The sequence below is a fragment of the Leeia oryzae DSM 17879 genome (assembly GCF_000376945.1).
GTDB lineage: Bacteria > Pseudomonadota > Gammaproteobacteria > Burkholderiales > Leeiaceae > Leeia > Leeia oryzae.
In genome coordinates, this window is the sequence record NZ_AQXU01000025.1 from 539,039 (window position 1) to 563,092 (window position 24,054).

General features: G+C 56.5%; 23 protein-coding genes. 11 read left to right on the plus strand and 12 right to left on the minus strand.

What is annotated here, in order from left to right; genetic code table 11:
* The first annotated feature begins 295 nt into the window (after positions 1-295).
* A complete protein-coding gene (locus tag F552_RS20190) occupies positions 296-1,912 on the plus strand; it encodes a methyl-accepting chemotaxis protein (RefSeq protein WP_018152783.1) in 1,617 nt (538 codons plus the stop codon).
* Positions 1,913-2,039: 127 nt separating this feature from the next.
* Here the strand turns inward: F552_RS20190 and chrA are convergent, their stop codons facing one another.
* The 3 genes from chrA to F552_RS0116055 all read right to left on the minus strand — a co-directional run bounded on the left by chrA (position 2,040) and on the right by F552_RS0116055 (position 4,434).
* Positions 2,040-3,392: a chromate efflux transporter gene (chrA, locus tag F552_RS0116045; RefSeq protein WP_026182810.1), complete on the minus strand. Its 1,353-nt coding sequence runs from the start codon at positions 3,390-3,392 to the stop codon at positions 2,040-2,042.
* Between the two features lie 80 nt (positions 3,393-3,472).
* A complete protein-coding gene (locus F552_RS0116050; protein ID WP_211208300.1) occupies positions 3,473-4,009 on the minus strand; it encodes an aspartate carbamoyltransferase in 537 nt (178 codons plus the stop codon).
* A gap of 59 nt (positions 4,010-4,068) precedes the next feature.
* Positions 4,069-4,434, minus strand: a complete 366-nt coding sequence (locus F552_RS0116055) for a sulfite exporter TauE/SafE family protein (RefSeq protein ID WP_018152786.1) — start codon at positions 4,432-4,434, stop codon at positions 4,069-4,071.
* Between the two features lie 131 nt (positions 4,435-4,565).
* On the opposite strand from F552_RS0116055, the gene F552_RS0116060 reads away from it, so the two are divergent.
* The 5 genes from F552_RS0116060 (at position 4,566) to F552_RS0116080 (ending at position 8,872) form a co-directional block, all read left to right on the plus strand.
* Complete coding sequence (locus tag F552_RS0116060) at positions 4,566-5,483, plus strand: LysR family transcriptional regulator (protein WP_018152787.1); 918 nt, start codon at positions 4,566-4,568, stop codon at positions 5,481-5,483.
* Positions 5,484-5,580: 97 nt separating this feature from the next.
* Entirely contained in the window at positions 5,581-5,862 is a 282-nt protein-coding gene (locus tag F552_RS19635; protein WP_018152788.1) for a PepSY domain-containing protein, read from the plus strand.
* Positions 5,863-5,914: 52 nt separating this feature from the next.
* A complete protein-coding gene (locus tag F552_RS0116070; RefSeq protein WP_018152789.1) occupies positions 5,915-6,514 on the plus strand; it encodes an undecaprenyl-diphosphatase in 600 nt (199 codons plus the stop codon).
* A 196-nt stretch (positions 6,515-6,710) separates the two neighbouring features.
* Complete coding sequence (gene cfa, locus F552_RS0116075; RefSeq protein ID WP_018152790.1) at positions 6,711-7,883, plus strand: cyclopropane fatty acyl phospholipid synthase; 1,173 nt, start codon at positions 6,711-6,713, stop codon at positions 7,881-7,883.
* Positions 7,884-7,990: 107 nt separating this feature from the next.
* Complete coding sequence (locus tag F552_RS0116080; protein ID WP_018152791.1) at positions 7,991-8,872, plus strand: pirin family protein; 882 nt, start codon at positions 7,991-7,993, stop codon at positions 8,870-8,872.
* A gap of 54 nt (positions 8,873-8,926) precedes the next feature.
* Here the strand turns inward: F552_RS0116080 and F552_RS0116085 are convergent, their stop codons facing one another.
* Entirely contained in the window at positions 8,927-9,475 is a 549-nt protein-coding gene (locus F552_RS0116085) for an NADPH-dependent FMN reductase (protein ID WP_018152792.1), read from the minus strand.
* An 81-nt stretch (positions 9,476-9,556) separates the two neighbouring features.
* Between F552_RS0116085 and F552_RS0116090 the strand changes: the two genes are divergently transcribed.
* The 3 genes from F552_RS0116090 to F552_RS0116100 all read left to right on the plus strand — a co-directional run bounded on the left by F552_RS0116090 (position 9,557) and on the right by F552_RS0116100 (position 12,086).
* Positions 9,557-10,108 (plus strand): GNAT family N-acetyltransferase, encoded by a 552-nt coding sequence (locus tag F552_RS0116090; protein ID WP_211208302.1) that lies wholly within the window; start codon positions 9,557-9,559, stop codon positions 10,106-10,108.
* 163 nt (positions 10,109-10,271) lie between these two features.
* Positions 10,272-11,078 (plus strand): hypothetical protein, encoded by an 807-nt coding sequence (locus F552_RS0116095; RefSeq protein ID WP_018152794.1) that lies wholly within the window; start codon positions 10,272-10,274, stop codon positions 11,076-11,078.
* A 42-nt stretch (positions 11,079-11,120) separates the two neighbouring features.
* The gene (locus F552_RS0116100; protein ID WP_018152795.1) at positions 11,121-12,086 is read left to right on the plus strand and encodes a GGDEF domain-containing protein; all 966 of its coding nucleotides are present in this window, start codon (positions 11,121-11,123) and stop codon (positions 12,084-12,086) included.
* Positions 12,087-12,291: 205 nt separating this feature from the next.
* Here F552_RS0116100 and F552_RS0116105 read toward each other — a convergent pair whose 3' ends face one another.
* Complete coding sequence (locus F552_RS0116105) at positions 12,292-15,339, minus strand: aminotransferase class III-fold pyridoxal phosphate-dependent enzyme (protein ID WP_018152796.1); 3,048 nt, start codon at positions 15,337-15,339, stop codon at positions 12,292-12,294.
* Between the two features lie 258 nt (positions 15,340-15,597).
* Between F552_RS0116105 and F552_RS0116115 the strand changes: the two genes are divergently transcribed.
* Positions 15,598-16,038, plus strand: coding sequence for an Lrp/AsnC family transcriptional regulator (locus F552_RS0116115; RefSeq protein WP_018152798.1), 441 nt, complete (start codon positions 15,598-15,600; stop codon positions 16,036-16,038).
* 204 nt (positions 16,039-16,242) lie between these two features.
* Here F552_RS0116115 and F552_RS0116120 read toward each other — a convergent pair whose 3' ends face one another.
* Entirely contained in the window at positions 16,243-17,397 is a 1,155-nt protein-coding gene (locus F552_RS0116120) for a branched-chain amino acid ABC transporter substrate-binding protein (RefSeq protein ID WP_018152799.1), read from the minus strand.
* A gap of 427 nt (positions 17,398-17,824) precedes the next feature.
* Between F552_RS0116120 and F552_RS0116125 the strand changes: the two genes are divergently transcribed.
* Positions 17,825-18,811, plus strand: coding sequence for an aldo/keto reductase (locus F552_RS0116125; RefSeq protein ID WP_018152800.1), 987 nt, complete (start codon positions 17,825-17,827; stop codon positions 18,809-18,811).
* 307 nt (positions 18,812-19,118) lie between these two features.
* Here the strand turns inward: F552_RS0116125 and F552_RS0116130 are convergent, their stop codons facing one another.
* From F552_RS0116130 to F552_RS0116155, 6 genes are all read right to left on the minus strand, one after another.
* On the minus strand, positions 19,119-19,817 hold the full coding sequence (locus tag F552_RS0116130; protein ID WP_018152801.1) for a Rossmann-fold NAD(P)-binding domain-containing protein: 699 nt from the start codon (positions 19,815-19,817) through the stop codon (positions 19,119-19,121).
* A gap of 11 nt (positions 19,818-19,828) precedes the next feature.
* Entirely contained in the window at positions 19,829-20,854 is a 1,026-nt protein-coding gene (locus F552_RS19640) for an AraC family transcriptional regulator (RefSeq protein ID WP_033375685.1), read from the minus strand.
* Between the two features lie 5 nt (positions 20,855-20,859).
* Positions 20,860-21,609, minus strand: coding sequence for an SDR family NAD(P)-dependent oxidoreductase (locus tag F552_RS0116140; protein ID WP_026182812.1), 750 nt, complete (start codon positions 21,607-21,609; stop codon positions 20,860-20,862).
* 529 nt (positions 21,610-22,138) lie between these two features.
* Positions 22,139-23,104 (minus strand): lipoyl synthase, encoded by a 966-nt coding sequence (gene lipA, locus F552_RS0116145; protein WP_018152804.1) that lies wholly within the window; start codon positions 23,102-23,104, stop codon positions 22,139-22,141.
* Complete coding sequence (lipB, locus tag F552_RS0116150; protein WP_373280227.1) at positions 23,101-23,766, minus strand: lipoyl(octanoyl) transferase LipB; 666 nt, start codon at positions 23,764-23,766, stop codon at positions 23,101-23,103. The genes lipA and lipB overlap by 4 nt, the downstream gene beginning before the upstream one ends.
* Positions 23,767-23,775: 9 nt before the next feature.
* Positions 23,776-24,051 carry a YbeD family protein gene (locus F552_RS0116155; RefSeq protein WP_018152806.1) on the minus strand — a complete coding sequence of 92 codons (276 nt, stop codon included), beginning with the start codon at positions 24,049-24,051 and terminating at the stop codon, positions 23,776-23,778.
* Positions 24,052-24,054: the final 3 nt, after the last annotated feature.

Below are 24,054 nucleotides of genomic sequence, written 5' to 3' on the forward strand. Positions count from 1 at the left end.
TGAATTTATTGCTGATATTCGTCTTATATTCAATACATTACGTGAATTCTGTGCCCCTGTTATCTGTCTGAAAACGACCAAAATCACAATTTATGCGAATTAAATATGAAAATTAACTTTTAGTAACATTTAGGCCGCATCGCCACATATGCATCCGTGCTAATGTAATATAAATGTCATAATTTAATCGTCTGATTGACTTGGACTTGTCACCGCCCGTCCGCAATACGCATCCAGCACCGTGGTAAGCCAGTCCGTCATTTCTGATGCTTGCCAGGCACAAAGGTGAACCAGAATGAAAATCATTACACAAGTTACACTCACCCTGACAGGTGCCATTGCCGGCATGGCGATCATGGCAGCAACAGGGCTGTATACCCAGTCACAGGGGCAAACCCGGTTTGAGCACGTTCAGCAAAATTTCATGCCTGAACTAAAACTGCTGGATGAGGGGAAAATGGCCATCGCCCGTGCCCGGATTGCCGCCTGGAAAGCCATTGGTTTTACGGCGCTGAATGATGCCCCCAACAAACAACAGCAAGTCAGCGAAGCCAAAGCAGCCTTGCAAGACCTCCTGACCATCACGAATACCCTTGCCCCCATGGTACAACCCGGGGAAGATGCCAGATTATTTCAGCAAGATAAAGTGATACTGGCAAACTATGTGCAAGAGCTGAATACCACCTTGCATGCAGTTCAAACCGGCGAAGCCACGGCCGCCATCGCGGCAGGCAAACAGGGTAACGGCGGCAATCTGCTGAAACAGCTCGTCGCCCATCAAAAGCATTTTTATGATCAGATCAGCCGCTATGACCGCTTGAATGATGAGGCTTACCACAATGACGTACTGACCATCGTCATGCTGGTACTCGTCACCCTGACCATCTGCATCCTGACAGGATGGCATGTTTCCCGCCGGCTGAATCGCGGGCTGCGCAGCCTCCAGCACACCATGGCGACAGTGGCCCGCCAGCATGACTTTACCCAGCGATCGCCCGTTTACGGTCAGGATGAAATCTCCGAAACCGCCACCCTGTTTAACCAGTTGCTGGAAGAACAAAGCCGCCACCTGAAGCAAATCCAGGACGGCGCCAACCAGATTGGCGTAGCAGCAGCCCAAATGGCCTCCGCAGCAACCCAGGTTGCCTCTGCCGCCAGTATTCAAAGCGATTCCTCCGCCACAGTCGCCGCCACCGTCGAAGAAATGACCGTGAGTGTTCATCATGTGGCAGACCGCAGCAAGGAAACCAAAGCGCTGGCAGAACAATCCAGTCAGCTGGTTGCCAACGGACGAACCCGCATTTCCGACACTGTAGATGACATCCGCCAGATTTCCACGCTGGTCAAGGATGCCCAAAGCCGTATCACGCAGGTTGAGCAACGCAGTCTGGAAGTCACCCAAGTCTTGAGTGTGATCAAGGATGTCGCGGAACAAACCAACCTGCTGGCGCTCAACGCCGCCATCGAAGCCGCCAGGGCTGGCGAGCAGGGCAGAGGGTTTGCCGTGGTGGCAGATGAAGTGCGCAAACTGGCAGAAAGAACAGCCAACTCCACCACCGAAATTACGGCAACCATTGATGCGATGACCACCGACACGCAAAGTGCCACGCACCAGATTCGGCAAGCCATAGAACAGGTGGAAATCGGTGTCAGCCGGGCTGACGAAGCCAACAAGTCCATTACGGAAATCGGCGCTTCGGCATTATCGACCGTGCAGATGGTTGGTGAAATCAGCAGTGCCATCAGCGAGCATGGCGTAGCCAGCAATCAAATTGCCGTGCACATTGAAACCATTGCCCAGCAAACCGAAGAGTCCAGCGCCATCGCCTTGCAAACCTCGGAGGCATCGCAACAACTGGAAATCATTGCCAGCGACCAATTACGGCTATTGTCCATTTACAAATTTGCCTGAGCCCCCACTAGATCACCATTCTGGCGGCAGCCATGCCGCCAGAGCCAGGCTCGTCACCGAGTCGCTGGCAACCAGCCTGTGTCGGCTCCGGCCTTTGATCTGGCAATACTCCCCTCCGGATGACGCGCTACAGCAACACCTTCAGCCCCCACCCCAACAGTGCGCATACCGCAATGACGTGAATCACATTGCGCTTGAAGCGGAACAAGGCGACGGCCGCTCCCAGCGCAATCACGGCGGACCAGATATCAAACCGCCCCTGAAAACCTTGTGGCCACAGGACATGGTAGCCAAAGAACAGGGCCAGATTCAGAATCACCCCGACCACCGCGGCGGTAATGGCAGTGAGCGGGGCGGTAAATTTCAGGTCGTTATGGGTGGATTCCACCATCGGGCCACCGGCCAGAATAAAGATGAACGATGGCAAAAAGGTAAACCAGGTCACCAGCGTAGCGGCGACCGCGCCAGCCAGAAACAGCTGGTCAGCCCCGAATACGGCTTTGACATAGCCCCCCACAAAACCGACGAACGCCACCACCATGATCAGCGGTCCGGGCGTGGTTTCGCCCAGTGCCAGCCCGTCCATCATCTGGGTCGGGCTCAGCCACAGATAATGCCCTACAGCACCCTGGTACACATACGGCAATACCGCGTACGCACCGCCAAAGGTCAGCAAGGCCGCTTTGGTAAAGAACCAGCCCATTTGCGTCAGGGTATGCGACCAGCCCAGTGACGTCGTCAGTAGCACCATCGGCACGGCCCACAGCAAGCCCCCGGCCAATAACACCTGTCCCAGGCGGAAGAAACTGAAACGGGCATGCGCCGGCGTGGGGGTATGGTCGTCAATCAGCGCCGGACCATAGGATGCATCGGCCTTGCCGTGGCCGCCACCGGTCTTGAAGGTATCGGGTGATACCCGTCCGCCGACATAGCCAATCAGCGCCGCGACGGCCACAATCAGCGGAAACGGGACGTTAAAGGCAAAAATGGCTACAAAGGCCGCTGCGGCAATGGCCCATAGCGGACGGTTCTTGAGGGCGCGTCCGCCAATGCGGTGCGCGGCCTGAATCACGATCGCAGTCACGGCCGGCTTGATGCCGTAGAAAATACCCGCCACAAAAGACACATCCCCAAACGCAATATATACCCACGATAACACCACCAGAATCAGCAGCGAAGGCAGCACAAACAAGGCACCAGCCACCACGCCGCCCCAGGTACGGTGCATCAGCCAGCCGATATAGGTGGCCAGCTGTTGCGCCTCCGGGCCGGGCAGTACCATGCAGTAGTTCAGCGCATGCAGGAAGCGCCGTTCGGAAATCCAGCGCCGGTTTTCTACCAGTTCCTGATGCATGATCGAGATCTGCCCCGCTGGGCCGCCAAAACTGATGAACCCCAGTTTTAGCCAAAAACGGAACGCTTGCCAGAAACTGACTGGCGCTGGCGGTGTCGCAGGAGGAAGCGAAGGTGTTGAAGACATGGCAGAAGAACCGGCAGGTAAAAAATCACACCTTACCATAAAGCGGCTGCCGGCCTCAGCCAGAGAAAACGTAGGGAGGCTTAATTCTGCATCATGTTGTGGTGCATGCCGTCATGCGGCATGCTGCCGGCTTCGGCATCCTTGCCATGGTCAGACACTTGCGCATCAAACCATTGATGCAGCGCTGTCACCAAAGAGGCATCCCGGGTGGTGTATTCAATCTGCCCGCCGCCCGGTACGTCCTGATACCGCACCTGCACGGTACCTGGCTTGGCCAGCTGCAAAACGGCCAGCCCCTGCATATCCATGCCATGAATATGCGCTGGCGCTGAAAAGTCACCCTGGCCAAACTGGGCCGCAATCATGCCCAGATGCATGCGGATCATGCCGATCTGCGCAGTATTGCCCGCATCCCGTACCAGTACCTGCTGCACGCCGCCGGCTGGCGTTTTGGTAAACACATGCCGGGTAGCTTGTAGCTGAAACGGCATCACCTCGGCCCCTCGGCTGGCCACTTCAGCTTGCCGGCTGGTCTCTTCTGCGAACGTTGGCCCGGCAACCAGTAACGTGCTGCATCCGGACAGCGTTAACGTCATCACGGTGAATTGTTTTAACACGAGCACCTCCTTTCAAAAACACCTGCTGCAATCTGACAAACACAGACCCAACCCTCAAATCATACCTGCCGGATAGCATCCAGTATCAGATGCCCACCGATAAACAAGACAAAAACCCCGAACATCAGCTTGAGCATCTGTGCCTGCAACTGGCTGGCCAGCGTACCCCCTAGCCAGCCACCGACCATGAAGGCCGCCGCCACAATCAGCGCCGCCCGGAGATCTACATTGCCGTGCTGGTAATACTGGTAGGCCGCACCAATCCCCACCGGGGGCAGCAGAATGGCCAGGCTGGTCCCTACCGCCGCGTGCTGACTGAATTTGGCAAAGTAGATCAGCGCCGGCACGATCAACACCCCGCCACCAATCCCGAACAGTCCGGAAGCCACTCCGGCAGATACCCCGATCAGCAAAAACATCCACATCACACACCCCGTTTTCCGCCATCGCTGGCAAAACCTGATGTCATGTACTCTATCGCGATCAAATCTATCAAACAAACGGATTGTTTTCATATAATCTACCAGCAAAATCGATAGATGATGGAAAGTACGCCATGAAACTCACCCTCCGCCAGTTGCAGATTTTTTCAGCCATTGTCAAAACCGGCAGTACCTCGGCGGCAGCCGCCTATCTGTCGCTTTCACAATCGGCCGTCAGTGCGGCGCTCAGCGAACTGGAGCACAGCATCGGCAACCCGCTGTTTGACCGGGCCGGGCGCAAACTGCAGCTCAATGACAAAGGCCGGGGCTTGCTGCCCATGGTGCTCAACCTGCTGGACAACGCCAACCGGCTGGAAGAAGCGTGCGTTGGCCAGGCACATAGCGTATTGCGTATCGGTGCCAGCCTGACCATTGGCAATTACACCCTGCCAAAGCTGCTCCGTCATTACTTCGAGACGCTGGGGCTACAGCTGGGCGATGAAACGCCGCCCCTGCAGATTACCGTTGCCAGCACGGGTGACGTCACGCAACAGGTCGCCGGTTTCGAGGTAGATATCGGCCTGGTGGAGGGGTCTTGCCATGCCGCAGAGATCACCGTCAACCGCTGGCTGCCGGATGAACTGCTGATTGTGGCGGCGCCCGGGCACCCTGTCGTCCGGGCCTTCGGGGATCAGCCGGCGCCGGTCAGCAGGTTGTCGAACTCTAACTGGCTGTTAAGAGAAAAAGGCTCCGGTACACGGGAAATTCTGGAACTGCTGCTGTTGCCACAATTGGGTAAACTCAATAGCACCATCGAATTCAACGACCACGAGGCCATCAAGAATGCGGCGGCGGCCGGCCTTGGCATCGCTTGTCTGTCCCGCTGGGTGGTGCAAGACATGCTCGATAGCGGCAGGCTGGTGGTTATCCGCAGCCAGCTCGCGCCGATCGAACGGAATTTTTCCATTCTGGTCCATGACCGTAAAACCATTACCCCCGGCATGCAGCAGTTCCTGAGTTTTTTGCAGCAGGAGCACCTTCAACAACAATGATGGTCTGCATGACTCACCTGCCCGTCTTCCGCCATGGCTGCTAAGGTTCGCTTAAGGATTGCCGGTTATCATGGGTAGCATTGAATGATTTCTGACCATGGACCCCCATATGCGCAAACTGTTATCCATCCTGGCTTCTCTCGGCCTGCTCAGCATGAGCGAACTCGCCATCAGCGAGACCAGTGCCGCCGCACTGATCTCCCGCGCCTCACTGGCAGAAACCAGCATGCAGAACGCTGTGCAGCAGGCGGGTTACACCATTCTCGGCTTCCGGACATCGGGCGTATGCTTCGAGATTGAGGGCTTGTCCAGACATGGTCAGCCGGTACACCTGCTGTATAACCCGGTGGACGGGTCTGTAGCCCGCCACATCGCCTGAGCAGCACGCTCCCTTACCGGCAAAACCCATTGCCGGCAACCTGGTAAGCACCATGCTAGAAAAGCTCAATACCACCCTCTTCCTGCTGATTAATGCCCCTGCACATGCGAATGGCGTTGGAGTGGGTCTGGCCATTTTCTGCGCGGACTATCTGGTCTTCAGCATTCCCTTGCTGTTGGTCGCCGGCTGGTTGTACGGCTCTGCCACGGTCAGACGCCATGCACTGGAAGCATTTGTCGCCGGCCTGATCGGCCTGGCACTTAACCAGCTGATTGGCCTCTTTTGGCAACACCCCCGCCCGTTCATGATCGGGCTTGGGCATACCCTGATTCCGCATGCGGCAGACTCGTCTTTTCCGAGTGACCACATGACGCTGATGTGTGCCGTAGGGCTGAGCCTGTGGCTGCATGTCCGCACCCGTCTGGCCGGCCTGGCCTTGCTGCTGCTCGCATTGCCCGTTGCCTGGGCCAGAATCTATCTGGGCGTCCACTTTCCGCTGGACATGCTGGGCGCCATCGCGGTCGCTGGTGTCTCTGCTTGCCTGAGCCGCTGGAGCGCGCCGCGTTATCTGGACAAACTGCACCGGCCAATCGACCAGCTATATCGACTGGTGTTTGCCGGGGCGATCCGGGCTGGGTGGGTCAAACCCTAGCCAGTCTGTGTTTTTTTGCCATCAGCCGGCTGAAGCCCGGCCAATGGAACTTTGGGCAGATTGTCCTTTCATACCTTAAATACCATGATGCTCATCCAACAATTTTATTTGCCATTTGCGTAGAAAAATTGCATAGTTTTTAATCACGAGCACCACCCGAGATTTTGTCTGGCACCCGATTGCAGGAGCCATATAGATGAATGACAACACCAAGACACTGGACGGCTGGATCCCCACAGGAAAGCCGGACAACAACTCTGCAAAGCAAGTCTTGTCCTCCCTGCTGGCCAAGGCCGACGTCCAGCTGGATGGTAATCGGCCCTGGGACATCCAACTATTGAGCCCGGACGTACCGGAGCGGGTGCTGGCCTATGGCAGCCTCGGTTTCGGTGAAGCCTACATGGACGGACACTGGACGTGCGAGCGGCTGGACCAGCTGTTCGAACACATCGCCCGCGCCCACCTGGCAGACCAGATCAAACCCCTGCCCATGCTGTTCCATATGCTGCGCCACCGCTGGTTCAACCACCAGAGTCAGCGCCACGTATGGCAAGTCGGCAAACAGCATTACGACCTCAACAACGCCTTCTACCAGGCCATGCTGGACAAGCGCATGACCTATACCTGCGGCTACTGGCACAACGCCACCACGCTGGACGAAGCGCAGGAGCACAAGCTGGACATGGTATGCCGCAAGCTGGGGCTGACCCCCGGCATGCGGGTACTGGATATCGGCTGCGGCTGGGGCAGTTTCATGAAATTTGCCGCCGAGCACTATGGCGTCAGCTGCGTCGGCGTGACAGTGTCTGCCGAGCAGGCCAGACTGGGCGAACAGCTCTGCGAAGGGTTGCCGGTATCCTTTTTTCTGCAGGACTACCGGGACATCAGCGGCACGTTTGACCGGGTCGTCAGCCTGGGCATGTTCGAGCACGTGGGCCAGAAAAACTACCAAGACTACATGCACGTGGTACATCACTGCCTGCCGGAAGGCGGGCTGTTTCTGCTGCACACCATTGGCCGCAACGAGACCGGGCACGGCACAGATCCCTGGATCGACAAATATATCTTCCCGCATGGCGAGCTGCCCACCATCGCCGGTATCGGCAAGGCCTGCGAACACCTGTTTGTGGTGGAAGACCTGCATAACTTTGGCACCGATTACGACCGCACCCTGATGGCATGGCACGCCAACTTCGAAGCGGCCTGGCCGACATTTGCCAGCACACTGGGAGAGCGGTTCGAACGCATGTGGCGCTATTACCTGCTCTCTTGTGCCGGGTCTTTCCGCGCGCGTGACATTCAGCTCTGGCAGTGGGTCCTCTCCAAAGGCGGGGTACAAGGCGGCTGGCGGCGGCCTGACGGTCTGTAGCCGTTCCGGACAACCCAGACGAAATCAGCTGCAAAGCCGGCGCCCATGTATTAAGCTGCACCTGAACCCGCCAAACATCGCCAATTTCGCCCCAGCAAGGAGCACACATGAACCCGATCCAGCGCATCGAAGCCAAAGCCACCGATCTGGGAGAGGGCATGATTGTCTACCGTGCCTTGCCCACCAAACAATGCCGCATGATTGGTGCCTGGTGCTTTCTAGACCACGCCGGCCCGATGCCCTTTGCGCCGGGCCAGGGCATGCATGTAGGGGCGCATCCGCACACCAGCCTGCAAACGTTCTCCTGGCTGATTGAAGGCGAAGTGCTGCACCGGGACAGTCTGGGCAGCAAGCAGGTCATCCGCCCCGGTGAAGTCAACCTGATGACGGCCGGCCACGGCATTGTCCATACCGAAGATACGCTGCCAGAGGCCACCGGCATGCATCTGGCACAACTCTGGATTGCGCTGCCATCCAGCGCCAAAGACTGTGCGCCGGCCTTTGACCACTACCCGGTCCTGCCACGCTGGGTGGCTGACCACTGCACCTTTACCCTGCTGGCAGGTACGTATGCCGGGCACACCGCCCCTGCGACGCTCTATACCCCGCTGATCGGCATGGATGTCCTCGCCTCGGCAGCAACGACACTGACCCTGCCGCTTGACCCTGCTTTCGAATATGGACTGTTTGCGCTGGAAGGCGGCTTTACGTGTGGGGCAGAAGCCTTCAACACCAACGAGCTGGCTTATCTGGGGGCCGGTTCAGCAGCCGTGACGGTTGAGCTGACCGCTGGCACGCGCCTGCTGCTGCTGGGCGGAGAACCCTTTGCAGAGCAGATTACCATGTGGTGGAATTTTGTCGGACACAGCAAAGAAGACATCATGAAAGCCCAGCAACAGTGGGCAGCCAAAGACCCACGCTTTGGGGTGGTGGATAATCCAGACGAAAGACGTCTGGTTGCACCACCCTTGCCGTGGGCGGGCAGCTAAGACGCAACGCGGGCCCGCCATCTGCGGATGACAGGCCCGACGTGTACATGCCGGTCAATCGTGCTGGTTTCTGACCTTGGCAACCAGTACCTCCATCTGGGTCGTTACCAGCTGGATCAAGCGCTCTTCAATCAAGTTACCTTCCGCATCAAACGAAGCGGACATGGCTTGGGCAAACACCTCTGGCTTGTTGATCGGATACAGATCCAGAAACACGCATACTTGCCGCAGGTGATACTGGGCACGAGAAGACCCCATGCCGCCGCCCGCGCCCATGATGGCGACGGACTTGCCCGCCAGCAGTGCGTTGTTTGGCTCGCGTGAGGCCCAGTCCAGAATGTTCTTCAGCGCAGGTGCCAGCGAGTAGTTGTATTCCGTACAGGCAAAGACCAGGGCGTCGGCCTCCTTGATCTGGTCTAGCACCCGTTGGACCGAAGCCGGTCTTTCGGCAATATCCGCGTTATAAAACGGGATATCCAGCAGGTTGGCAATTTCCATGCTCACGCCTTCCGGCAAATGCGCTTTTGCTGCGCGCAACAACCCCTGGTTTGTCGATTTTTTGCGCAAACTGCCCGCAATTCCCAGCAACTTGATCTGTTTCATGGCAACATTCCCCATATAAGTGTGTATCTACGGTTGGAATCAACAACACCCCGAATAGTTCATTATAGGCAGACAGTTGTCATGGCTCCCGAAACTTATTCTAAAGCGACAATGCCCACCCCGTTCCAGATTCGCGACATCCGCACAGAAGAGCATGACACGCTCGGCCGGCTGATGTGCGAGGTCTATGCCAGCCTGCCGGGGTTTCCTACGCCCGCAGAGCAGCCCGGTTATTACGACATGCTGGCCCATATCGGCCGGTTTACCGACAAACCCGCCACCCGGGTGCTGGTCGCCGTGGATCAGCACGCTACGGTGCTGGGCGGCATCGTCTACTTTGGTGACATGACCCAATACGGGTCTGGCGGCTCCGCCACGCAAGAAACACATGCGGCGGGCATCCGCTTGCTGGGAGTCAGCCATGCGGCACGCGGACAAGGTATCGGCAAGGCACTGACTGAAGCCTGCATCCAGTGCGCCAAAGACCAGCAGCAGCAACAGGTCATCCTGCATACCACCCAGGCCATGCAAACCGCATGGCACCTGTACGAGCGGTTAGGCTTTACCCGCTCTCCCGACCTCGATTTTCTGCAAGGTACGCTGCAGGTGTACGGGTTTCGGCGCCCCTTGTAACAAGGGCTAGCCTGCACCTGCCTACCCATCTCCGTCACCGCCGCAGAAATGCTATACATTCTTATCATTGAATGTGCATAATGTGGCGTTTCTGATTCGCACCTGACTGTTGCTGCCCGTCTGGCAGGTGCACTGCTTGCTCAACAGGTGGAGTGACGTACCCATGTCCGACCTCGGTTTTGATGCACCGCTATTCATCAAACAGATTCACGAAACCACGGTGAATACTGTCAACACGCCCTTCTTTTACAACCAAAACGGCGTGCCAACCTATGTCAGCGAATTACCTCCAGGCATCACGCCACTAATACCTGCCACGACCCAGCCCGCGCTGGCCGTTGGCAAAGAGTATGTGGTCGCGGATGTGCTAAACGTCAAACCCACCCTGCCATACGGCATCGAAACCCAGCTGGGGTTTGCGGCACAAGAGGTCGAATTCGAACCGCTGTGGGCGACCAAAGACATCGCCGCGGCCTTTGGCATCACCCTGGTTGAACCAGGGCAAGCGGTGATGCTGAGCAGCCCCGTGGTGGAACTGCAGCAAATCGAATACGAATACGGTGTATTTGCAGGGCACTGGTCACCCTACCAGGGCACCGGCAACACCTTGCTCAGCGTGGTATGTACCGACCTGGAACACCACAACTTCCCGCACGTGTTTGCTTCGACCGACCCGACCCAGCCGTTGGTCATCTCGGTGGGCCGTTATTGGCCCAAGCTTGGCAAGATCCGGCTGGCAGACCTGTGGGTACCGCGCGGCAGTGCATTGTATATTCCGCCCAAGCCTGCTTCAGAGACGCTGGAATGCATCGACCTGCACAATAACCGCAATTCGGCCCGCGCCTGCTGGGGTGACATCCGGCAAAACAGCATCGTCACCCATACGTTATTACAAAACAACGACGGTTTTTTCTATTGGTACTGGAACGCGATAGCAACCCGGCACAGCAGACCCGTCGCTATTGGTTGAGATACACCCTCCCCTCACATCAACGCATGGAGAAAGTCAGATATGTCTGATATGTCCGACGTCCGCGAACTCAGCAGTGACAGCGCGGTTTACAAAACCCTGCTGGAATCGACCAAGGCCATTCCCTGGAAGATCGACTGGGCCAGCATGAAGTTTGCGTATATTGGCCCGCAAATCGAGCCGCTGCTGGGCTGGAGCCAGGAGAGCTGGGTTTCTGCCGAAGACTGGGCCATGCGCATTCATCCGGAAGATCGCGACTATGTGGTGAATTTCTGCGTTTCACAATCCAAGGCCGGGGTAGACCACGAAGCCGACTACCGGGCACTGACCAGAGAAAACGGCTATGTGTGGATACGCGATGTCGTTCACGTGGTTCGCAACGAACAAGGTGAAGTCGATTCGCTGATCGGCTTCATGTTCGACATCAGCGAACGCAAAAAGACCGAAGAAAAACTGCTGTCGCTGCAAAAAGAGCTGGAAGCCCTCTCGTTCAAGGACGGGTTGACCGGCATTGCCAACCGCCGCCGTTTTGATGCGAGTCTGGACATCGAGTGGGAAAGCGCACGCAGCAGCGGCCAGCCCTTGTCGTTACTGCTGTTCGATGTGGACTTCTTCAAGCAGTTCAATGACCTGTACGGCCATATCGAAGGCGACAAATGCCTGACCAGCATTGCGCAAACGCTGCAACTAGGGCTGGCTGGCCCGCGTGATCTGGTAGCGCGTTACGGCGGTGAAGAGTTTGTGGTCATGCTGCCGGAAACCGATGCCAGCGGTGCACTGCGGGTGGCAGAACGCTGCCAGCGCCTGATCGAGAAACAGGCCATCGCCCACACGGGTTCTCCGCACGGCCTGCGCCTGACGGTCAGTATCGGCGTCGGTACCATCCTGCCAGACGACAACCTGACCCCCACCGACTTTATCCAGACGGTGGACCAGCAACTGTATCTGGCCAAGCAAAATGGCCGGAACCGGATTGAGTCCCGGCAAATAGAGGCATCACTGGCCTAAGCGAAGACGAGGCACGACGTTGCGTGCCTGAAGATATCCAAATGCCTGACTAAACCCCAGGCCGTCAGCCACAAAGCCGCCTGCCAATCACCACGGCAGGCGGCTTTGTCTTGATGGCCTGCCGGTGGGATGACCCAGCGCTACACGCAACCGCATTGGGCCATCACAACGGACGCTCCGTCTTTTCCCGCCTATTACCCCCCGCTTAGCGCAGCGCAGCCTCGATACTGTCTTCTAGCACACTCAGCAAGTAATCCGCGTTCGCCTGGCTGAAAATCATGGATGGCCGCATTTTCAGCACGTTATCAAACGGGCCTTCCGTCCCCATCAGGACCCCTCTCTCCCGCGCGCCATCACAGATCCTTTTGGTCAGTGCCGTCGCAGGTTCCTTGGTTTTGCGGTCCAGCACCAGTTCGATGCCAAGAAACAACCCCTGCCCGCGCACGTCGCCGATGATGTCGTAACGCGCTTGCATCGATCGGAAACCCTTGAGCAGATAGTGACCGATATCAAGCGCATTTTGCTTGAGCCCGTCGCGTTCAATCACGTCCAGCACCGCCAGGCCAGCGGCACAAGAGACCGGGTTACCGGCAAAGGTATTGAAGTATTCCATGCCATTATTAAAACTGTCTGCCACTTCTCGTGTGGTCACCAGTGCAGACATGGGGTGCCCGTTGCCGATGGGTTTGCCCATGGTCACGATATCCGGCACAACATCCTGCATCTCGAAAGCCCACCAGTGGCTGCCAACACGCCCAAAACCAACCTGAACCTCGTCGGCAACACAAAGCCCGCCGGCGGCACGTACCATGGCATACACTTCTTTCAGATATCCTTCAGGGAAAAACACCTGCCCGGCAACGCTGGGGATGGATTCCGCCAGGAAGAAGGCGGGCTTGCGGCCCTGCTTTTTCATCGCCTCAATCTGCTCGGCCACGCTTTGCGCAAACCGCTTGCCATGCTCCTCTAGCGGCCAATCCGCTGGGGCACGATAACTATCGGGAATATCCGCCTGGAACACATGGTCCGGCTTCCCCTTGCCCCCTTTGCGCTTGTATTTGTAGGGGCTCAGTTCAATCAGTTCCTGCGTCGTACCGTGATATGACCAGTCCAGCACCAGCGCATCCTGACTACCGGTATGCTGGCGCGCCATGCGCAACATCAGGCTGTTGGCCTCGCTGCCCGAGCAGGCAAAGGAGGCGACAGATAGCCCAGCCGGCAGCGTGGCCGTCAAACGCTCGGCATAGGAAATAATATTGTCATGCAAATAGCGGGTATTGGTATTGAGGATGGCCGCCTGCCTGGCAATCGCCTCGACAACCTCGGGATGCGCATGGCCGAGATGGCAGACATTGTTAAAGCAGTCCAGGTAGGCGCGCCCGCGATGATCAATCAGCCAGACGCCATCGCCGCGCACAAACTTGATCGGCTCCGAATAAGACATGGATAAATTTGGCAACAGCAGTTCTTTCCGGCGTGAAATGATCTCCGGACAGGAGCGCCCTTCTTGGGTAAACGCCTCGGGGGGAATACCGGCCAGCGCCGCCACATCCGGAAAAACATCCGCCCACACATCAAGATACGCCGTCTCGCCCACGCCCAGCATGTCCGATGCCGCAAGATGGATGTCCGTCGACACCTGAAGATGCAGATGCGGGGTCCAGCCACCATTCTCGGTCATGCCACCCATATGGCCCACCAGGTCCCCCGCCGCCAGCTTCTGGCCTGGTTGCAGACGCGTCACGGCCTCGTGCCCCATATGCCCCCACAACGTCACAAAAGGCGGGCAGCCTTCGGGTTCGTGCAACAGCGTGATCAAACCGCCATAATCAAGCGGATCGGGCTCGATTTGCACACTGCGAACGGTCGCATCCAGTGGTGTATACACCGCCGTTCCGGCTGGCATGAACAGGTCCACGCCAAGGTGGTGAATCCGGTATTCGCCCTGGATGAATTTCGACGCAAACGCAGGGCTGGTATACACCGTTCTTTTTTCTCCCCATGGCCCGATGCCCAGCTGCACATGGTGACTGGCACAGAAATCCTCCCACCATGCCGTCGCATTCGTGGGATGCTGGGCTGCCGATTCCACGGTCATGTAGTGGGTGGCATCACCATACGGCACCAGCGCCTTGGTCATCGTGGCCGGGTGCGGACGTACGATCGGCGCAAAATGCCGGGTGTTGGCAGCAATCCAGTGCCGGATTGCCCCAGCACCTTCGACCGCATCAAATCCGCACGCCTTGCGCAACATGGCCGTCGCAAAACGGGGATTCATGGCATCCAGCCGGTATAACAGCCGCCACGCGGGTGCTTCACTAATCGCAAGATAAGGATTGTCTTGCGTGCGATCATGACGAGAGGCCGAAAACGTCACGCTGGTGACCAGCCGCATCGCGATAAGATCAAACAGGATATCGACTTCTTCCGGCAACAGCGGGTACTTCTCGTGAAAACCGGCAACCAGCGCACCTGCGGTCCCAATCGGGTCCGCTGTCTCCAGAATCGAATAGGCGCACGCAATCGCCACATCGGCAATCAGGACAGAATGGACAGCATCGCCAAAATCAATCAGACCCGCAATGTTCTCTGGCTGTGCTTCGTCCACCAGGACATTCCAGTCATTGGCATCATTATGGATGACCTGTGCCCGCATGCGGGACAGCTTCGGTGCAATCTGACGCTCAAAGCGCACGATAAAACGCTCCAGCAGTGCCCGTTGCGCTTCGTCTTGTACAAAGTGCAAACGCGAGCGTGAGCGGGCGGCATGGCGGAGGTCCCAATCCAGGTCGCGTAACGCCCCCGGATGAATAAACCCCTGCAAGGCACGATCAAGCTCTCCCAGCGTACGCCCCAGATTGCCGAGCAACGCCAAGCGCCTGTCGACCTTGGCCAGCGGCGTCCCCGGAATCCATGACACCAGACGGACCGCATGTGTTTCTCCGGTCGCCGAGACGGTCGAACCAAGCAGCTTGCCGGACAGGCTCGCTCTTAAATGCGGGACCGGCATCGCCGGGTCGGTTTCGGTCAGGTGGTGCAATAATGCCGTCTGAAACTCGCTCTCCACACCGGGCTCGCTGGCATTCACGATCTTGAGAATCCAGTCCTGGCCGCTACCGGTTTTCACGCGGAAGTTCCGGTCGCGCTCCCCATCCAGCGGGGACGCCACCCCTTTCACGCCAAACATCTCTTCGCAGAGTTGCTCGGCATCGGTGACGCTATAGTTTGGTGCAGGGCGAGTAAGATCCGTCATATCAAGCTTCCAATGTGTTTTAAATAAGCCTGTGCCACCGCCAGTGCGGCATGTCACAAGCAACATCAATCGTGAGTGTTCCGGGCGGCATGTCACAAGCAACATCAATCGTGAGTGTTCCGGGCTGCATGCCGCAGCAGCACGTCAGGCAATATGTTGGCATGCAAGCTGATTTGGGGCATCATGCATGTTTCCGGAATGTCCGGCAGATTGTCGGAATAGACCGGCATCTAGCCGGGTTAACCAAGAAGGTATTTGATGCGAGAGCTCGATGCAATTGACCGCGAAATTTTGACCATCCTTTCCAGGGACGCCAGAATTGCGGTGAAGGTACTGGCCGCCCGTGTCGGGCTATCACGCAGCGCAACGAGTGAACGTGTCACGAACCTGGAGAAACGCGGTGTCATCAGGGGGTATCGGGCCGATATTGGCGAAATCAACGCCAATATCATTCGTGCCATCCTGCTGGTGAGCCTCAAGCGTACCCCAGCAAACCAGCTACTGGACCTGCTGGCAGAACAGCCCGAAGTGCGACGGGTCTCGTCGGTGAGTGGCGAACTTGACCTGATTGTGGAAATCGAAGCAAGCAATATTGACGGACTTAACCGGGTCCGAGACTGGCTTGCCGCACACGAAACGGTAGGCGATCTGACGACGTCGATCGTGTTGCGGCGAAATATTGACCGTGAAATGCGTTGATGGTCTTGTGGTTATTCATCCATTTGCAAACATGATGTCTGTTGCACGCTAGACACGGTGGCCGCCAGGGCCAGATCGATGACACGCCGGATGCGTGCTAACCTTGACCCATGCACACAACGCTGTTGGCAGGCAAAAAAATGGGGAACCGGTGTAATGGTTCCCCCGTAAATCCATCGAGGATGGAGAGAGTTAAGTGACGGCTTACTTCATCGTAATCATGTCGGCCGCTTTCCAGCCAGCGTTCTCTTTAAAGTTCTTGTCATAGCCATAAATCGTAATGGCGGGTGATTTCATATCCCCTTTGGCATCAAAGCTGATCGGCCCGATCACGCCTTTTACCTTGACCTCATGCATGGCCGGCACAAAGACTTTTGGGTCAGTGGACTTTGCCTTGACCATGGCGGCCAGAAAAAAGTTGGTTGCATCATAAGCCTGGTAACCATACCCCTGCAGCGGCACGCCAAAACGTTTCTGGTACTTGGCCTGCAGCTCTTTTGCTCCCGGCATTTTCGCAATATCCATGGCCGCCTGAGAGCTATACACCGTGCTGTCCATCGCCTCCCCGCCCAGACGGACCATGTCACCGGTACTGGCGCCATCGCCCAGCAACACCTTGGATTTCACACCCAATCTGCGCATCTGGACTAGCAATGGCCCGGCCGTCGCGTCCATCCCGCCATACATCACGACATCCGGGCTGCGACCCTTGATACTGGTCAGAATCGACATGAAATCTGTCGCCTTGTCGGAAGTAAACTCGCGGGAAACCACCTTTCCGCCAAGCGCTTTTACTTTTTTCTCAAACTCATCTGCCAAACCCTGGCCGTAAGCGGTTCGGTCATCAATCACGGCAAAGGTTTTGCCTTTCAGCTTTTGCACCCCGAAAATCGCGAGTGCCGGACCTTGCTGGTCATCACGGCCCACCAGCCGGAAAGTCGTTGCGTAGCCTTGCTCCGTCAGCTTGGGGTTGGTCGAACTTGGCGTAATGTGGGGAATGCCTGCCGCTGCATAAATTTTGGAGGCTGGAATCGTCACCCCGGAGTTCATGTGCCCGATAATGGCCGACACTTTGGCATCGGCCAGTTTCTGTGCCACCAGTGTGCCGGTGCGGGGGTCACCGGCATCATCCTCACTGTCGAGTTCAAACGACACCTTCTGACCGCCAATGACCATTCCTTTCGCATTGGCCTCTTCCAGCGCCAACCGGACTGCATTTTCATTTTCTTTGCCCAGGTGGCCTGCCGGCCCTGTCAAAGGGCCTGAATGACCGAATTTAACGACAATGTCTGCAAAGGCAGGCGCGCTCAGCATGGGCAAACTAACGGCAGCAACAAATAAACAGCGGCGAAATTGCATGGTTTCTCTCCAAGAGTCTTGCAAGTTACGTTACTTCACAGGGGGACGCATCGTTACCGCCTCTTCACGGGGGGACGCGCTAACGATGCACAGGATGCCCGACCACACACCAGGCCAGACACGGCCCGGGTTATCTCGGGAAGCCTGGCAATATGGTGGCATGCAAACTCGCATGGAACATCTTGCATGTTTACAGAATGTCCGGCAGATCGTCGGAATTGACCGGCAAATGTCCGGTGCATGAAAAAGACAGGCGAGGGAGAGGTACAACAGATCGAGACATGCGGGCAAAAAGCAGCCCTAAGTGATGGTCACCACATGCCGACTCGACGCTAACAGGCGAGAGGATTACCATAGGAGTAAGCCCCCCGTTGATGTGAATAGATATCAACGCCGACCAATGGATGCGTAAGGAGCGATAACTCATATGAACGATAGACAACTGGGTCGTACGGGAAAAACCGTTTCGGAAATCGGGTTTGGTGCATGGGCTATCGGTGGCTCATGGGGAAATGTGCCAGAGCAGGATGCGAAAGCCGCCTTACATGCCGCCCTTGATCAGGGAACCACCTTCATTGATACGGCAGATGTTTACGGAGACGGCCGTTCAGAACGGCTGATCGCTGCGGTACTGAAAGAACGAGGCGGTATCAAACCCACGGTAGCAACCAAGATCGGCCGACGCCTGTCACCCCATGTGGCAGAAGGTTACACCAAAGCAAACCTGACCGCGTTTGTTGATCGTTCTCTCAGCAATTTGCAAACTGACTGTCTTGATTTGGTCCAGCTTCACTGTCCGCCAACCAGCATCTATTATCAGCCCGAAGTTTTCGAATTCATGGATCAACTGGTGGCGGATGGAAAAATCCAGCACTACGGCGTGTCTGTTGAAAAAGTCGAAGAAGGGCTCAAGGCCATCGAGTACCCGAATGTCAAAACCGTACAAATCATTTTCAATATTTTCAGACAACGCCCCGCGAGCCTGTTTTTTGCAGAGGCAAAAAAACGCGGCATCGGCGTGATCGCACGGGTACCGCTTGCATCCGGGCTGTTGAGCGGGAAGATGAGTTTAGCCACCGTCTTTGCCGCAGATGATCACCGTCATTTTAACCGGGAAGGTGCAGCCTTCGACAAAGGAGAAACTTTCGCGGGCGTACCCTACGAAGTTGCGCTATCCGTTGTCGATGACATCCGGAAACTGGTACCCGAGGGTACCCAGATGGCGCAATTTGCGCTGCGCTGGATTTTGATGGAGGATGCGGTGAGTTGCGTGATTCCTGGCGCTAAAAGTGCACTGCAGGCAGCATCAAACGCCCATGCCAGCACCTTGCCAGCCTTGCCGGACGACACCATGGAAGCGCTTCGTCAAATCTACGTAAGCCGGATTGCCCAATACGTGCATCAACGTTGGTAAGCGGCTATGCCAACCGTCATTCACAGCCGTTTTTCGGCCAAAGACGGTTTACCTTGTGATAGGGTTTCCCCCGCTCAAAGCCGGCCAGAATAACAACCAGAGATCAAGTTTGCTTTTGATAAAAGAAGCAAACTTGTCTGGGTGTGGATGATGGGCGGCTATGTCCAATATTCGGCCGAAGCAGCCGTATATGCAAATATTCTAGAATGTCTGTTGTCTGCCAAAAGCGGAAACTCACCCACCCCAACAGCGCTCGGCTGCAAAGGCCGTTGTGGTTTCGGAAGCAGCCATTGCTATCTGATTGCTGTCATCTCTTTGAGTTAGCTTCTACTGATGAGCATGCAACTTCATAGATGGCGGCTGCGTTCAACACAGATACTGGCGCTCCCCTGCGTGCAATCTGGAGCATAGCCTGACCGATAACTTCGGTGGTTAGAACATATGACGGGAAAAGCTTCCGGCCAAAAGTGAGCAAGGGGCTCAAGACTTTATAGAAGATGCGATAGGAGTCAGTCTTGGACACTGCGTTGTTCAATGGCTGAATTACTGCCGGACGCAAGACATGTACATGCTTGAATGGTAGGCGTAGCAGTGCGTTCTCCGTTTTACCCCGAACCCTGGCCCACATGCTTGAACCTTGTTCGCTACTGTCTGCCCCTGCGCCCGATACATAAACGAAACTCGCCTGCGGGCTGATGCTGCTAAGGCGCTCAGCCACCGCCATCGTGAGGCTGTATGTCAGCGCTGTGTATTTCTCCTCAGAGAGGCCCGATGCCGATACCCCGAGGCAGAAAAAGCATGCATCCACGTTGCGCAGGTCATCATCCGTAATTTCGGATGTGTCTGTCGCAAAATGCGGACGCACCACCTGAACCAGTTTTGGATGGTCCAACAGCAATGCCGAACGACCGATGGAAACCACTCGTTCAACGTCAGCCGCAAGCAAGCACTCGCGCAGAACGCCTCCACCCACCATGCCGGAGGCTCCAAAAAACAGAACTTTCATCGTAACCGACCCTACCTAATCAGTGAGCGATTCGTTAGATTTGCGACTCGCCACTCCGATGGCGTTTGTTCTTCCCACTGCCTGAAGGCTCGGAAGAACGAATTCTTGTCTTCGTAGCCAAGCATATAGGCAACTTCAATGAGCGCCAAGGAAGCGTCAGACAAATACTCAAGTGCCAACTGATGTCTTGTATCACTCACAAGGGCCTGGAAACTGACACCCTCATCCGTCAGGCGCCGCTGTAGGGAGCGTTCGCTCATAGCCAGTTCTGCTGCGACCGAACGAATGTCCGGCCGACCAGCCGTCAAGCGCCGGCGCAGTACCCAGCGGGCCTGCTCAGCAACAGAATCCGACATCAAATGGTGTTCAAGACGCCGGTCCAGTTCTGGCGCAATAACCTCCAACAAGTCCCTGTTGTAAGTGACGAATCGCTTGTCGAGGTCATCTCGCCGGAAACTAATACGGTCTTCCACGGCATTAAACCTGACTTGGCAGCCAAAATACCGTTCGAGCGCGGACCTCGATGCCGCAGGACGGGCCAACTCCAGCACGACTGGTATCAACCGTTCCGAAGTTCCTCTGCGGCCGAGCTCCACGAGCGACGCCATCGAGGCATCGATCAGGGAATATGGAATCGAAACTGAGGCGGCATGCGGCCAGCGGACAACGATGTCGACGCGGTCACCCTTTTCGGTGAGTACAACATCCTCGGGCGTGCACAGGCGCTTGAACCGGGCCACCCGATTCAGCGCATCACGGAAGTCCCTTGCATGCTGAGCAGCTACTAAAGCCAAGGGCATGACAGCCCCATCCAGAACAGATGCGATGCTTAGCCCGATAGTCGCGTCTTGACTAACGGTTTCAATGGCACGCCATAGTGCGAAAAACTGTGCCGTGGAAATCTGCGTATCGTCCTTCAGCACGGTGAGCGGCAGTGCCGCCCGGCGGACTACCTCAGCACGGTCGATCTCAACCCGCTTGAGGCCCTCCCACAGCGCGCTAGGCACCTTCATTTTGTCTGGAATAGAGCTGGTCATTATGTTTATTTGGCTTGGAAGCCACCATCCACGTTGAGAATGTGACCAGTGACGAAGCTAGCCTCGTCCGAGAGCAGCCAGCTGATGGCATTCGCTATCTCTTCCGGCTTTCCCACTCGCTGCATGGGGTGCATTGCTTCAAGTTCGGCGAGATTACTGTTCAACTGCTCTGCGATGATGTCAGTGCGGATAGCTCCGGGCGCCACACCGTTGATACGGATGCCTTGCGCCGCATGGTCGAGTGCTGACGACTTAGTAAGACCAACCACCGCATGCTTGGTGGCCGCATAGGTTCCGCCCCAGGGGATGCCGTTCAGGCCGGCAATCGATGCCAAATTGACGATAGCCCCTTTGCCTTGATGGAGCATTTGGGCAATTTCGTACTTCATACTGAAATACACGCCCATCACGTTTACTTCAAGCATGTCGCGGAAGTTCTGAGTCTCGGATCGGTTCAGCGAAGAATACTCGTTGAAGATGCCCGCATTGTTGACGGCCATGTCGAGTCGGCCGAATTCAGCCACGATGCCGTCAATCATTGATTTAACCTTGGCTTCGTCGGACACATCGTTTTGTACGAAGCGAACTTGGGCTCCGTCGCGTGCGGCTGCTGAGACTTCGGCCAAGGCAACCGCGCCGACTTCTGCTCGGCGACCGCTCATGACGACGTTAACGCCTTGAGCGACGAGCTTGAGGGCGACAGCTTTACCGATACCGGTAGCACCGCCGGTAATAAGGGCGACTTGTTTGGACATTGCACACTCCTTGAGATGGTTAAACATACAGTTGGCACTTCGGAAGTGCATGCAAGGAGTATAGGCATAAAGCCCTGACGACTATATGCGGAACGCGCCACCCTACTAACAGAATACGCCAATATTAGTGTTTGACCAGTACGTGATGTCGTTCACCGCTATCACACCCCCCTATCAGTAATGAAATAGTTAGCGTCCTAACAGTAATCGAACGGTTGCAGATGAAAGCTGACCTTCAATCGACCGCGTTCCCAACGTCCGGATAGGGTCGATAGCAGACACAGTTACCTTCGCTGGCACTAGACAGCTTTGGCCGAACTACAATCTTAGCTCTTGGAGGATTTGGTTGTGTACCGGGTAGCTGACGACCTGGACATACCGCCCCACCACACAAGTTAATTCGCCATCCATTTTCATCTTTTTTAAGACAGAAATGAATGGCGAACCGTTGTTTTAAAATGATTTCCAGAAAAACCCATTAAAAGCGCTAATGGATTTTCCTCATCACTCACTAATCTTTCACCGTTACTTACACGCCATGCGCCTGCTGGTCTGCGTGGTAGCTGGACCTGACCATGGCACCAACCGCCGCGTGCTTGAAGCCCATGTCGTAGGCGGCCTGCTCGAACACCTTGAACTGCTCGGGGGTGACATAGCGCAACACCGGCAGATGGTGGGCCGATGGCTGCAGATACTGGCCAATGGTGATCATGTCGATATCGTGCGCGCGCATGTCACGCATCACTTCAAAAACTTCTTCATCGGTTTCGCCCAGCCCGACCATGATGCCGGACTTGGTCGGCAGATGCGGGAAGCGGGCCTTGAATTCTTTCAGCAGGGTCAATGAGTGCTGGTAATCCGAACCCGGGCGCGCCTGCTTGTACAGACGGGGGGCGGTTTCCAGATTGTGGTTCATCACGTCCGGCGTACCGGTGGACAACACCTCCAGCGCCAGATCCAGGCGGCCGCGGAAATCCGGTACCAGCACTTCAATACGGGTTTCTGGTGATTGCTTGCGGATTTCCTGAATGCAGTCCACAAAATGCTGTGCACCACCATCACGCAGATCGTCACGGTCCACGCTGGTAATCACCACGTATTTCAGCTTCAGCTTGGCAACGGTGTCGCCCAGGTGAATCGGCTCGTTCGGGTCCAGCGGGTTAGGACGGCCATGGCCCACGTCACAGAACGGGCAACGACGGGTACAGATGTCACCCATGATCATGAAGGTGGCAGTACCGCCGCCAAAGCATTCGCCAATGTTCGGACAGCTGGCCTCTTCACAGACCGTGTGCAGTTTTTGCTCGCGCAGGATCTGTTTGATCTCGTGAAAACGGGCGCTGTTGGGAGACTTCACCCGAATCCAGTCCGGCTTTTTCAGCGGGGTATCCAGCGGGACAATCTTGATCGGGATACGGGAGGTTTTGTCCTCACCTTTCAACTTGACCCCGACTTCTTTCTTGACGGGTGGTGTAGGATTGGAATCGGTGGTCATGTCGTCTGTCCTTGAGAAATGGCTGGCCATGCAGCTTGTGCCCGGACCCACTCGGTTCCCGGCAGAATATGATGATGAATGTCTTCGAGCAGTTCGGTCGATAGCTGCTCGATCGGGGCGCTCACCCCTTCATTGCGGGCCTGGGTCACTTCCAGCCCTTGGTAACCGCACGGGTTGATCCAGCCAAACGGGGTCAGGTCCATATCCACGTTCAGTGACAACCCATGGTAGGTACACCCGCGCCGCACACGCAAGCCAAGTGCCGCAATCTTGGCACCGCTATCCACGTACACGCCGGGTGCCGCTTCGTCGCCGCGGGCAGAGACGCCATGTCGTGCCAGTACGGCAATAATGCTGTTTTCCATCTTGCGGACCAGTTCACGCACCCCAAGGCCGTGACGTTTCAGGTCCAGCATCAGGTAGACCACGATCTGGCCGGGGCCATGGTAAGTGATCTGGCCACCCCGGTCGATCTTGACCAGCGGAATCTCCGTGGCACGCAGCAAGTGCTCCGGCTTGCCGGCCAGCCCCAGTGTATAGACGGGCGGGTGCTGCAACAGCCAGATTTCATCCGGCGTATCGTCGGTACGGGCGGCGTTGAACGCCTGCATGGCATCCAGCGCCTGCTGGTAGTCGGTCATGCCAAACTGGCGAATGTTGATCTGCATGGATCAGAACACCACCTTGACCAGCGGGTGACTGGACAAGGCGCGATACAAGTCGTCCAGCTGCGGCTTGGAAGTCGCGGTAATGGTACAGGTCAGCGAAATATAGTTACCGCTGCCAGAGGCACGCATTTCTACCGTGCTGGCATCAAAGTCAGGGGCGTGAACCTTCACCACGTCCACGATCACCTGCGTGAATTCGTCCGTACGCAAACCCATGATTTTCAACGGGAATGCACAAGGGAAAGTGAGTAGCGTTTCCTGGTTGTCTGCCTGGCTCATGAT